Annotated in this window: 9 protein-coding genes and 1 pseudogene; 4 read left to right on the forward strand and 6 right to left on the reverse strand. The window is 65.5% G+C overall.

What is annotated here, in order from left to right; all coding sequences use genetic code 11:
• The first annotated feature begins 450 nt into the window (after positions 1-450).
• From B141_RS0126700 to B141_RS0126715, 4 genes are all read left to right on the forward strand, one after another.
• On the forward strand, positions 451-1,416 hold the full coding sequence (locus B141_RS0126700; protein ID WP_020578255.1) for an aminoglycoside phosphotransferase family protein: 966 nt from the start codon (positions 451-453) through the stop codon (positions 1,414-1,416).
• A gap of 1,144 nt (positions 1,417-2,560) precedes the next feature.
• Positions 2,561-2,971 (forward strand): cupin domain-containing protein, encoded by a 411-nt coding sequence (locus tag B141_RS0126705; RefSeq protein ID WP_020578256.1) that lies wholly within the window; start codon positions 2,561-2,563, stop codon positions 2,969-2,971.
• 32 nt (positions 2,972-3,003) lie between these two features.
• Positions 3,004-3,753: an SDR family oxidoreductase gene (locus B141_RS0126710; RefSeq protein ID WP_020578257.1), complete on the forward strand. Its 750-nt coding sequence runs from the start codon at positions 3,004-3,006 to the stop codon at positions 3,751-3,753.
• Positions 3,754-3,957: 204 nt separating this feature from the next.
• A complete protein-coding gene (locus B141_RS0126715; RefSeq protein ID WP_020578258.1) occupies positions 3,958-4,437 on the forward strand; it encodes a VOC family protein in 480 nt (159 codons plus the stop codon).
• Between the two features lie 90 nt (positions 4,438-4,527).
• Here B141_RS0126715 and B141_RS51720 read toward each other — a convergent pair.
• The 6 genes and pseudogenes from B141_RS51720 to B141_RS0126760 all read right to left on the reverse strand — a co-directional run.
• Positions 4,528-5,475 (reverse strand): annotated as a pseudogene (locus tag B141_RS51720) (IS1380 family transposase); the annotation flags it as partial.
• Between the two features lie 152 nt (positions 5,476-5,627).
• Positions 5,628-7,163 carry a CoA transferase gene (locus tag B141_RS0126725; RefSeq protein WP_020578260.1) on the reverse strand — a complete coding sequence of 512 codons (1,536 nt, stop codon included), beginning with the start codon at positions 7,161-7,163 and terminating at the stop codon, positions 5,628-5,630.
• A gap of 1,505 nt (positions 7,164-8,668) precedes the next feature.
• On the reverse strand, positions 8,669-9,919 hold the full coding sequence (locus B141_RS52955; RefSeq protein WP_084678541.1) for a phosphotransferase enzyme family protein: 1,251 nt from the start codon (positions 9,917-9,919) through the stop codon (positions 8,669-8,671).
• Between the two features lie 699 nt (positions 9,920-10,618).
• Positions 10,619-10,816 carry a HEPN domain-containing protein gene (locus tag B141_RS0126745; RefSeq protein ID WP_020578264.1) on the reverse strand — a complete coding sequence of 66 codons (198 nt, stop codon included), beginning with the start codon at positions 10,814-10,816 and terminating at the stop codon, positions 10,619-10,621.
• A 271-nt stretch (positions 10,817-11,087) separates the two neighbouring features.
• Positions 11,088-11,678 (reverse strand): winged helix-turn-helix domain-containing protein, encoded by a 591-nt coding sequence (locus B141_RS48760; protein WP_020578265.1) that lies wholly within the window; start codon positions 11,676-11,678, stop codon positions 11,088-11,090.
• 506 nt (positions 11,679-12,184) lie between these two features.
• Positions 12,185-12,655, reverse strand: coding sequence for a hypothetical protein (locus B141_RS0126760; protein ID WP_020578267.1), 471 nt, complete (start codon positions 12,653-12,655; stop codon positions 12,185-12,187).
• Positions 12,656-12,939: the final 284 nt, after the last annotated feature.

Below are 12,939 nucleotides of genomic sequence, written 5' to 3' on the forward strand. Positions count from 1 at the left end.
CTTGACCCCCAGATTCCACGAATACCATCTGCCAGGTCAACGCCCTATGCACGAGTGAACAATGCGTGCGCAGACGGGCTCACGGAGCATCGCTGATCCCATCGTTGGTCCCTATCTGGTCCCCGGCTGGAATCAACCACTCCCCCGGCGGATGACCAGCTTGGAAGGCTGGCGGGCGACCATGTGATCCGTAGGAACGGGCGCCGTGATCAGGAGCTGCTCGTCCGTGCTCTGGAGGTCCTCGGCCTGGTGCTCATCGTCGTCGGGTGTTGCAGCTCGTTGGGGTCAGGTTGGGTCAAGCTGAGCGACGCATCACGAGTGGTTCTCGTGCGCAGGTCGCCGCTTGCGAAACGCACATCTGCGGCTCCCTGGGCTTGGTCCACAGCGGGACGGTGGCCGCGAGTGTCCTGGAGGGACCTTGCCCCTGCCCCCGGTATCCTCCTCACTGCCATGCGAAAGCCTGACGTCAACTTCGTTGCCCTGGAAGATCTCCTTGTGCGAGTGTTCGGCTCTCGCGAACAGCTCGCCTTCGAGCGCACCCCCAGTGGCTCCTCAACGCAGGTCTACCGCGTCATCCGCGGTGCCGAGACCTTCTACGTCCGGATCGCCGAGGGGCCTGAAGACAGCCTCGCGCCCGAGGCCGAGCTGCACCGAGTACTGCACGAGTCTGGCGTCCGCGTGCCGCAGGTTGTGCACTACGAGCCGTTCGACGTCAGGTTGGCCCGGTCCGTAATGGTGACCACGGAAGTGGCCGGCCAACCGCTGAGTGCAACTCCACAGGCGGACGCTCCCGCAGACATCGGCAGAGCGGCCGGACGCGACCTCGCCCGGATTCACAGCATTCCCGTACAGGGCTTCGGCTGGATACGTCGGAAGCATCAAAGTGACAGCTGGCCGTTGCGCGGTCAGCATCCAACGTACGCCGAGTACGTCGCTCCGTCCTCCGTCGGTGGACCGCTAGTGGAAATCGGATTCCACCTCGATCAGGCCGATCAAGCGGTAAGGCTTCTGGAAGAGGCCATCGAGCTAAGACCGTCCGATGCAGTCGGATCGGTCGCACATGGCGACTTCGACGCCAGCCAAATCTTCGAGTCCGACGGCATGTACACAGGATTGATCGACTTCGGCAACATCCGAGGCACCGACTACACATTTGACTTCGCAACGATGTGCTTGAACGCCGAACCTGCGCGACGTCTTCACCGACAACTGACGCAGGGGTACTCCGAGATCCGCCCTCTACCCGAGGATCACCAGCGACGCCTGTACTTGGCATGCGTGCTGAGCGCGACCCATCGCCTCTCACACTGGTTTGAAAGGGACGGGCACGCCGCAGCGAATGGACGGGCCTTCCGCTGGATCCGGGATCGTCTGAACGACCTGTTGACGTCAGGGCAAGCGCCGACGCCACGCTGATTGCGATCACGGATAGCTCGGGTGTCTCTCTCGTCGGGCGGGCAGGCGCAGCCCATACCCGGGTTCTGAGGGCCAGCGCAAGGCTCGACTCGTCGACCGTCAGGCTCGGCCTTGCGCTGCCCCTCAGAGCCCGGGTACGCCTTCGGTGACCGGCCGGCGGGAGAGACACCCAACCCGCGTCCTGCTGCCCTCTCTCGGAGGAAGGGCCGGGGGGCAGGGGGCGGCGCCCCCTGGAACGACCTCAACCAGTCAGGTAACCGTCAGTGGCCGCGCCGGCCCGTCCGAGGACGGCCGCCAGGCCGCCCGCAGGACGAGGACGAGGCGGTGCGCGCCGCTTGCGGCGCGCCTTGATCTCAAGAAGAGGCTGGTTCAGCAATGCGTAACAGCGGCGCTCTCGTGACGGGGCGAGCGGCGTAGTCACTCAGTGAGTCACACACGGCCCCCAGATGATCCCCAACTACAAGCACGGAGCAACCTGTGACCTGCAGAAACGCTGGTCGGGCTGGCGGGATTTGAACCCACGACCCCTTGACCCCCAGATTCCACGAATACCATCTGCCAGGTCAACGCCCTATGCACGAGTGAACAATGCGTGCGCAGACGGGCTCACGGAGCATCGCTGATCCCATCGTTGGTCCCTATCTGGTCCCCGGCTGGAATCAACCACTCCCCCGGCGGATGACGAGCTTGGAAGGCTGGCGGGCGTCCCTGGTCGTGGCTGTCGTCTCGCCTAGCGGCTACTCCTGAACGACCACTCGTGACCGCCGCGTGCCGTGTTTAATCGCACGCTAATCGCACGTCGGGCCGGCCGCGACTGATCAGCATTGCCTCTTCGTCCCGAACTATCGGCGTGCCGGTCGGTGGCGGTCGTTCAGGCGTAGGTCACGCCTTCTGGCGTCGGTGGCGACCGCCGACGGTAGTTGGCGTTGCTGTACTTCGCTGCTGTACTCGCCGCTCGAGGGAAGCCCCACCGACGTCCGTCAGGGCCGTCCGTTAGTTGGCAAATGACCGACAAACGACGCACCTAACCTATCTGGACAGAAAGCCTGGGGCCTAAATCCCCTAGGCGGCGTGAGCTGCCGGTGATGGCGTGAGGCAGAAGGACGGACCTAGCTGGTGTCGACCGACCGAGGAGGCGGAAGCCATGAAGCCCAAGGCCAAGCAGGACAAGTCCCCCGAGCTCACAACGTTGCTGGCAGAGCGTCCACCGTTCATTCCCGAGTCAGCCGAGGTGATGACCTTGCTGGTCGAGTCGCCTCCTGGTAGTCCGGGGCTACCGCCGCATCGGCACTCCGGACCGGCATTCGGCTATGTGCTCGAGGGCGAGATTGTCTTCGAGGTGGAGGGCGAACCAGCGCGGGTGGTCAAGGCGGGTGAGACCTTCTGGGAGCCCGGTGGCGACGTCATCCACTATCAGGATGGCAACAACCTCGCGGACGCTTGGAGCCGGTACCTGGTCGTGATGATGTGCGTCCCGGACCAGCCGATGGTGATCCCGGTCGACGCTGACGAGCTCGAAAGCCGCCGCGGTCGCCGCGTGCCACGGCCGCGCTGACCCACACCACGCACGAGATCGGAGGGTAGGACATGAAGATCGTGGTCATTGGCGGTACCGGGCTCATCGGCAGCCAAGTCGTCGAGAACTTGCGCGCACAAGGACACGAGGCGGTGCCAGCCTCACCGAAGACCGGGGTCAACACCATCACCGGAGAGGGCCTGGACACTGCGCTCGTCGGCGTGCAGGTCGTCGTTGACCTGGCCAACTCGCCGTCATTCGAGGACGCCGCGGCGCTGGAATTCTTCCAGACCTCCGGACGAAATCTGCTCGAGGCCGAGGCGAAGGCAGGCGTCGGGCACCACGTCGCGCTCACCATTGTCGGCGCCGACCGCGTGCCCGACAGCGGATACATGCGGGCCAAGCTCGCACAGGAAGAGCTGATCGAAAAGGCCTCCCGGCCGTACACGATCGTACGCTCCACCCAGTTCTTCGAGTTCATGCGAGCCACCGCCGACTCGGCGACCGATGGCGACACCGTGCGCGTTCCGGCGGCCAATCTCCAGCCGATCGCCGCCAAGGACGTCGCCGCCGCTGTGACCGAGGTTGCCGTATCGGATCCAGTGAGCGGTGTCATCGAGATCGCCGGGCCCGAGAAAATCAAGTTCCCCGAACTTATCCGCCGCGTCCTGGCCACCGACAACGACCCGCGCAAGGTCGTCGGCGACGAGCATGCCCGCTACTTCGGGACCGAACTGACCGACACCTCGATCACGGCCGGCCCGGACGCGCGCCTGGGTAAGACAACTTTGGCGGAATGGCTCGCCCAGCACCACAAGTAGCCGCGGCCCCTCACAGCTGGTACCCGACAGATGGTCGCCACAGTGCGCCTCAAAGTGCCGGCCACACATCAACTGGCGGACGGACGGCGCTCCTCTAACTGGCACGGATCAGCGGGCGACTGACTTGCTGAACGTGGAACTGTGAGCCAGGACTTCAGCGGCTGCCGGCGTTCGATAAGCCAATGCCGCCGGAATGGAGGAATCATGACGGACCCCGCAGACCGGATCGACTTCGCCAATCTCCCCGCGCCCGACGACGGCATTGTGGTGACGCTGTTCATCACCGTCCGCAAGGTCGCGCGGTCCCGGGACTTCTACTCGCGTGTCCTCGGCGGCACCGTCGTCCTGGACGAGAATCCGTGCATGGTCAAGCTGGCCAATTCGTGGATCATTATGAACCCCGGCGGGCCGCCCACCCCCGACAAGCCAGGTATCTCGGTGGTCAACTACCAGCCCGGCGACACGACCTCGATCTTCCTCAACCTGCGGGTAGCTGATATCCCGGCCCGCTACGAGGAGTGGAAGGCCAAGGGCGCAGAGTTTGTTACGCCACCGATCGACCGCGGAGCAGAGATCCGCTGCTACATGCGGGACCCGGACGGATACCTCATCGAGGTCGGCCAGTCCACCGGACTGCTGCACGGCGAACTCGCCGCAAAGCGCGCGGAGGACCTCCCGGGCTGAACTTGGCCGCCGCCGTGAACCGATAGTCGGCGTGTGGCTAGCAGCGGCACGACGCGGACCGGCAAAGGAACGGCAGGGTTTGCTCGGTGTGAACCGCCACACCTCGAACAAGCCGACCTGCCCGCGCGCCTGTGTGGTATTGAGGTCGGGGATGCGGCGGACCACCAGCCGCCCGGGCACCCGGTCGACCTTATTGCGGCCGCTGAACGCGGTGAACGGTATCTCGGCGACCTGCGCCCGGGAGATCCACCGGTCGGTGGTCTCGTCGTAGACGGCTTGGGGGTACTCGATTGTCTGCCACGCCGCCTCAGGAATGGAGGCGATGGCCTTCTTCACCGTCGTGTCCAGGCGGACGGTGACCGACACCTGCGCCCCGTGCCGGCGGCCGCGGCAATGGTGGGCCGGCCGTAGAACGCCGAGTCCGCCCGCACCAGAACCAGGGCCGCAGACGAGGCTTGCGCGCCGGGCGCCCGCAGGCCCGTCAGGGTCTTCAACGCGTCGGTGACCAGGCGTCTGGCGCCCGTGCGGTCCCGCAGGAGCCTTTACGCAGCCGCTGCGCCACGATCACCGGCGCCGCCGGGGTGGATACGGTGGCGAGGAGCGCGTTCAGGCCGCGCACCCCGGAGTAGCCGAACCCAGCGCCCTGCTTGGCGTACCCGTGCACCTCGACAATCGTGTCGTCGATCTCGACGACCGCGTAGTCGGCGATCCCGGCGACCAGCGGCGTGGCCGCGGCCAGGCCGGCCACCAGCCGTGAAGCGACCGCGTCGAGTTGGCGGACGTGGCCGAAGGTAAACGAGCACAGGAACCGCCCCAGTGTCGACGGGCGTAGGTGCCGGTGAAGGCCCGGCCCATCCCGCCGTGGCGGAGCAGGGCCATGTCGTCGATGCTGTCCGCGCCGGCCACCATGCACGCGACCAACGACGCCACCTTCGACCCGGCGTTGGCGCGCCACGGAGAACGGACGGATGGCATCAGCTCGCTGCTCGACAGTCGTTGCCACGATGGACTCCCAGATCGCGGGTGCAGGAGTCCCATCAGGCTGGCATGCGTTGGGAGGTCACGGATCACCCCTCAAGGGTGATGCCGTGGCCGACTCGGCGCAGGATGAACTCACCACCCTCAAGCTCGAGCTCTCCGGTCGAGGGTGGGCGAATCCACGCCGGGAGGAGAGACCCGCGCACCCCCGCTCAGAGCGCTGTGCGCCATGCCGGCTCATCCGCACCCATGGGACTGAGTACCGTACGGAAGCATTGACGCAGGGACGAGAACGCCAGCTGATCTGTCATTCCCTGATACGTGCCGAGCGGGGTCTGCGCAGTGAAGAGTTCAGGGTCGACGAGCGTGTGCTGCGGTGTCGAACCTACGGTGGCCCGCACGTATTCTCTGTCGAAGACGCCGAGAGACACTAGCCAGAGGCAGACCCTCGTCAGCGACACCCTCACTCGGTAGGAGCCGCCTTCTATCGCCCGTCGCCGCAACGCAGTCAATACGCCAAGAGTTCCCAGCCACCCCACCATGTTGTCGACGATGGGAAGGATCGGAGGCTCCTTCGGGTTCTCGAGACTGCCCTCGAGCGCGAAGATACCCGAGACGCAGGCGCCGATTTCGTCGAAGCCGGGTCGATGCGCCCACGGACCCGAGGGGCCGTGCATCGACACTTGGGCGTGAATCAGCCCAGGTCGTTTCGCGGACAGTTCCTCCGCCGTCAGACCGTGTTGCGCGAGGTATCCGGGGTGTCGGTTCGAGAAAAACACATCTGCGTCGGCGAGGAGCTGATCAAACCGAGTCCGGTCCGGACCGGACTCGCCCAGATAGATCGAGCGCATCCCCACCTGCGTGTCCCAGTAGAACTCCTCGACCTCGACGTCATCGGGACGCCAGCTGTTCAGCACGAACGAGGCAAGGTCACGCCCAATTCCTGCACCCGCGATGACGTGCCCCATACCCAGAGCTCGAATGTCGTCGAGCGGCTGCTGGACTCCCTCGGTGAACGGTACCGGTGCACTGTCCCCGATCTTCTCGACCTCGATCAGCGGAAGGTCGGCGAGCACGTCGGTGTACTGGGGCTCGTTCAGGAACTCTCGCAGGGAGCGGACCTTCGCCGCGACGACGCCTGCCTCCGCCGCGGCGTCCTCAAGATCGTCTGCATTCCAGCCGGCGACGGCTGCGTTGAGCGCGGCATTGTCATCCGGACAGCGAAACAGTTTCAAGCCCTTTACACGCAGCCCGGGATAAATGTTCAAAGTAACGACGTGCCGGCCATCCTTCGTCCTGCGGAAGAACGGGAGCACGAAAAAGGCGTTCCGCTTGTTCCACTTCATCGACGGCGGCCTGCCGTTGATCAGTTCCCACTGGCCGTCCGCGAAACCGGAGAATCGACGAAACGCCTTCCGGACATCGACCTTGATGTCCTGCGCGCGCCCGCCACGGTCCTGCCAGATCGCCGACGCGGCGATCCCTTTCGCCGCAAGCGCAAGCGAGGCAGCGGACCCGAACCGCAAGCGGCTGGATATCAGTGGATCAGCCCCGGAGGTAAACGTCACCGCACCGCCGCTGTCCTTGGGCGTCATGCCCACCTCGTGAAGAATTTCCTCGAGGTATCGCTCGAAGCTGAAATCATCTGCCACGATCGGGTTCTCGACTGCCTTGCGAAGCTGTGCTGTCAGATTCATGGCCAGCCCTTCGGTGAGTGGGATGGACGGCGTTGCCGTCAGAGAGTCCATGCCTCAGGCGGCTGCAAGATTGTTGATCGGCTCCTCGGACTACGCGGCCGGTTCGCGTGGTTCGCCCGCCGCCGCGATCCGCCTGTCAACCTTCGGTCGGCGCGGAGTCGCTTCGCGGGATGTGCTCTGTTTCCTGTGATCTGCCTTGGGCGGCAAGGGTAAGAGGTCAAAACCTCTCGACACAAATTGTAGGCCGACGCAGGACGGTCTCGCCCTCAAGCTCGAGCTCTCCGGTCGAGGGCGGGCGAATCCAGGCCGGGAGGAGAGATCGGCGCGGAGAAGCTGCCATCGCGGTGATCATTCGCTGGATCTTCGCCCTTGGAAGAGATCTACAAACAGTCGGATCAGATCGGTTCGTTCCGCTGGAGCCCAAGGAATCGGAACGAGCTCGGTGAGCCTTCGGACTTCGTGCGGTTAGTCATATGCTCCGCATAGCCACTGGCGAGGATGCTCCAACCGTTGCCGGCGATCGGATCAATGTCATCTATTTCGAATGCGAGCATCTTGTGTCGATCTGGCGCACGAAGTTTTACGCCGTGATCAGTGCGAAAGAGGATGCAATGTAGCCTGATATAGTTCATCTGCGTTCGTGTCAAGGAAAGGCCGGGCACCTCAGCAACCCGTCTTCCGTCACCGGTCAACCTCTCTGCCCAGCCCGTTCGCTAATCAACCTGTGCCCTCGTTTGCCGAGGTCAGCTGGGCCCACCTGTGGAGGGCGGAGCGGTCATGGAAGCAAGCGCCGTGGTTGAGATCGTTTGACGGTTGGTCTTGGTGAGGATTTCGTCTGCGGTCTCGGTCCATGTGAAGGGGCGGCAGCGGTCGTACAGACCTGGGCAGGGGAGATCGAGCGACCCTCAGCGGACTGAACACCCCGGCACCCCGGTTCCGTGGACCCATTGGACACATTGGCCAGAAATCGAGTCTGGCTGGTTGGGGTGGGCACGGCACGTGTCCCCGCGCCGGTTCCGGGAGCCCCCGGTAACAATCCGCCTCATGATAACGCGGCAGCAGATGTCTGCCGTGCAATGAGCTGCATCGACAACTTCCATCGCTATGGGCTTGGAGGGCGTGATCTGGAAACTGTCGTTCAGTATCTGGGCGGGCGAGTTCGACCCATGCCCGATGCCTCAACAAGCGATGGGCCCACCGAGTCGGACGGGCCCGGGCCATCACTGCAAAGGCCGGCTGCCGTGGTTTCTGATCTGCTAGCGTCCAAGATCCCCGCTGCCCCTGGTGCGGGGAAGAAGGCCCGCTCATCCCACCCCGGCGGGCCCTCGCTACGTCTGCGGACAAAACCAGCGGCGTACGCCTGAGGTGCGGCATGATCTACGGCACATCCGGGGTGAGCCACCCTCGCCGCCCGCCGCCCGCCGGCCGCGCCCACGATAGTGGTGGGCGGAGGTGCCGGAAAGGCACTTCGGGCGCTCGTTCAGCCAAACAGAATGCCGGCAGCGGCAAGAATGATCAGCAGCAAAGCCAGGCCCATCGCCACGGCTAGAACGGTCCTAATCATCATGGAGACGTACGCTTTCTCCCCCGCCACCAGGTGGACGGTTTCCTCCACACGAGGCGCGTGTCGCGCTAGTTCGTGTGCTGTGACACCCCAGCGAGGGCGCGGAACGGCTAAAGGGGCAACTGGACGCGACGAAGGGATGCGAATGCTGAAGCCATTGCCTGGATGTCAACGTGGTCGACCTCGTGGCCGCCGGCTTGGACCCGGCTCCAAAGGCGACACCACTCCGAAGGCGCACTCGTATGAGCGGGATCAAGGAGCCAGACGGCTGAACGGGACCCCCCGCTTGCCGGTACGCGGTCAGGAACTCCAGCGCAGGATCCAGCAGGAGCGTGTCGCCAGTTGGCGACTTCGCGAACTCCCAGACCGAAATCGCTAGCTCTGTGACCAGCGGCCCCCACTCAACTTCGTCCCAATCAACCAAGCCGACGATCTCCCTCTGCCGGCACAGGATGTTGCCTGGAAAGAAGTCTCTGTGCATCCACCCGACCTGCTCCCGGGCGGCATCGCTGTCATGCCACGACCGCAGCCACTCATCCAGCTCACCGTCTGGGAGAAGCCGTGCCGCGTCAGAGTCATCGCGATCTGGGGCCTGGCCATCACCAAGACCCGAGCAATCCAGAGCAGCCTTGTGCAGCCGCCCCAACAGGTGCGCCGCCTGCCGTAGCTGTATGGGGTCCTGGCGGTTCAATGTCACGCCATCCACGAAGGGCCAGACAGTGACCGGCTGCCCTTCCCAGAGGAAGGCTGCCTCACCGTCTGCCCCGATGAGCGGCTGAATCGCCTCCGGAACCGCGCGAGAGAACTCCCCGGCGACCCTGCACGACCGCTCCAGGTCCTTCAGCTGGTAGTACTGCGACACCCGCACCACAACTGGTGGAACCGAGTCCAGCCGCCAGACCTTCGAGGCAGACCCTCCGCCCAGCGCCTCGCCGCTCCCAGCCACGACACCATACCCATCACAAACCGCCGAGAGCAGTCCCTCAGGAATTGGTTGCATCCGAACACCTCGCTCGTTCCCAAGTGTCAGGTGTAGCCAGACCTCGGAACTCAACCAAACGCGGCAGCCGTCAGGAAGATGGCGAGTCGACAGATCTTCGAGGCGTTGCCTGGTCACATTCGCGCAGGCTCGGTGCCGAGGCAACCTCCCTCGGATGTGGCTGCTGCCATGCGCCGGGCCCGAGTGCTGCCGCGTTGACACCGAGAATCCTTCGGTCTGGCCGACAACCACTCTCCCCGTCATCCTCGCAACCAGCCAGATTGAAGGCTGGAGCGGAGGCCGGAGACTGGCGTGCGAGGAAGGCGGGGCGGTCACCTGACAGCGATGGCCAGCCAGCGGCTACGACATGCTCCATCTGTCCGCCCGGCGAGCCCGAGGACGGCGCCCCGGCGCCGCCCGCAAGGGCGGTAGCCGGCGGTGCGCCGCGTCAGCGGCGCCTTGATCTATGTGGAGCCGCCTTCGGCAAGGCACCCGCCTGGCACCAGGCCCGCACGCCGGCATTGAGACACGTAACCCACCGCGACGTGCCGCACGTCGCATGGGCGCATCCCAAGGATGAGCTGACTTGCACCAGCTGATGCGGGAGAGGCGCCACAGATTTTGACGCGTATATGACGCGGCCAGCCGTTCACAGCCGGTTGTGGCCGGACACAGCCGGACACAGCCGGACACCTACAGAAACAACCCTGACCTATTTGCGCTGGTCAGAGGCTGTTTTGGCTGGTGTGGCAGGTGCAGGGTTCGAACCTGCGTAGGCTGAGCCGACGGTTTTACAGAAAGCCGGCATGCGCCGCCTGACCTACCCGTTCGCTGGAGGACGACGTATTTCGCCACATATACGCCGCGCCTACCCTGGAACTGGCCATAGGATGCCGGGCACCGCTGGACCGGTACCTGTCAGATGTAGCGCGTGCACTGAACCGCTGCCGCCCGCCGTGTCGTCTATCGGAACAAGCCGAGTTCGGGCCGGTCGGTAAGGGCGCGGGCGGTGTCGATTGCGGTCCGGGCAACGCCGATGGCATCTTCTGCTTCGTCGAGAGTGATCGGGTCGTAGGTGGCGGGGTCGGGGTACTCGGCCTGGTTGCGCCGCCGGCGGAGCCGGTCGAGGGACTTCAGACCGGGTACGCCGGGGAACTGCACCTGGATCGCCTCGACCGCGGCGATGTGCCCGCCGCGGGTGGTAGGTCGTGGCCCCTGGTGAGCCAGCAGCGCGCGGCCTTGCGGGCGGCGTCGTAGGCGAGAACATAAGCGCCCTCGGAATCATGCGGCAACGCACGTGCCGCTGTCGCGACGTGCTTGTCGGCACTACCTAGGAGCGCAAGCGCGGCATCAGCACCCCCAGCAACACGCTGAAGCTCGCGGCGGTCGAGCATCGCCTCAATCTGAGCAGCACCGTGGACCCAACGTCCCATCAGGCCTCCTCAGCCGACAACGGCACGGTTACCAGCGGGGACGCCTTGAGCTGTCGAGCGAACGCGTCGTCAGCACCCTCCCAGTCCTCGGTACGCCGAATCGTCGTGTTGACCGGCAAACCCAGCCGGTACTCCGCGCGCTGGGCCGCCTCAAACACCTCGTCACGATCCGCCCGGCCAAGGACCAGCACATCGATATCATTCGGTGCCGGCCCGACCTCGCCCTCATACCGCGCGGCCCACGACCCGTAGATCGCCACCCAGTCCACACCCGCCGAGCCGCGGAACTCCTCCCCGACTACCACCAACGGACCGAACGCACGCAGCATCAGCTCAGCCAACGGCCGGTGGAACGGGCTAGCCGTGTTCACCCGCACCCGCTTGGAACGGCCGACCTCCTCGGTCTCCACCAGACCCGCCTCCGCCAACCGGCGTATCTCCCTGGTCAGCGTCGGATACGCGCCACCGGTACGGGCAGCGAGCTGGTCGATCGTCCACCACCGCTCCTCGTCCGCCGCCAACAACGCCAACAGCTGCCCGACCAGCCGAGAACGCAAGATCGGCAACGCTGCGGGAGCCTCCGGACGCACACCAACATCATACTCGATAGATGAGCGACATCAACCATCCATCGAGTGACGGCTCGGCCCGCGGTCGCCGGCGGGGTCAAGTCGCCGCAAAGCCATCGCCGCGTACGGGTCTCGACTCCACCTCCGCCACGGTCAGACACCGGACCCGAACTCGTGACTTGCGGGTGATGGCCTGACCGTCGCCCCACCGGGCCGACATGGACGCGACCGCGTACTGGTCAGGTACTGGACTGGATCGCGCGCAACACCATGTGTCTCAGATCTCGACGAGGGTGTCGCCGTCCCGGACCGCTGCCAGTGCTTGATCAGGCCAGGTCGTGTGCGGTTGGTGCCGGTGACGCCGTGGTCGAGGTAGATCCGCTTCTCGGTGACGCCGAGCTCGCGGAGCCGGTCGCGTTGGGCGGTGAGGTCTTGTTTGCCGGTGAAAAGCGGGCGGAGATGAGGATTCCAAACATGATCGGCAGCGTACGGTTAGCCCCCGACAAGTGAGATTTTCACCGGACCACCTATCTGAGACGGGGCTGGTCGCGGCCGCAGACACCCCGCGTGTCGATGTCCGGAGTGAACTGCACGGATGCCCGAACTGCCGTGCACGGCTGGTGATCGGTCGCCGATGCGTGAACTCGGTCAGCGCCCCGAGGCGCCCGCTCAGCGGCGTGGACGTCGTCGGCCCAGGGCCCGGTGATGGTCGCGGTCGCCACGACGAAGAGCAAGCCGGTCACCCCCAGCAACGTCCAGAAGTTGCTCGCCGTGTGTTCCCACCGCGGGTCGGTCGCGCCGAATGGCGCGCGCAGCCGGTTGAGGTCCAGATAGGACGCCTCGGCGACGAACCCGAGCCGAGCGGGCACGGGCAACCAGCGCAGCAGTGGCGGCAAGTCGAACAATCCGCCGGTGAGCGCGACTTGCATCATGGACAGGATGGTGGTCAGCGTGACGGCGCGCTCGAGCGCGGCGAGTCGCGGGAGGAGTCCGTCCATGCGCTCGGCCAGGAGCGGGGCGCGCTGCTCCCGGTGGCTGCGGGCGCCTGCTCGGCCTCGACGACGGCGCCCGCCGCGCCCCGCGTGTAGGACTTGACGGCAGCGATGCAGCCCGAGACCTCGGTCGCTGCGAGGCCCGATCCGGCGAGCAGGGGCGAGTGCGGCGTCGTAGCGGCCGATGTGGCCCGAACTCGGTGCGCGACGTCGCGACCTGCAGCAGCCAGGGATGGGCCCGGTAGGCGACGAGGTCGGTCGTCGCCAGGTCGTGCGAGCCGGCCCGGCAC

The sequence above is a fragment of the Actinopolymorpha alba DSM 45243 genome (genome assembly GCF_000373925.1).
In the GTDB taxonomy this organism is placed as follows: domain Bacteria; phylum Actinomycetota; class Actinomycetes; order Propionibacteriales; family Actinopolymorphaceae; genus Actinopolymorpha; species Actinopolymorpha alba.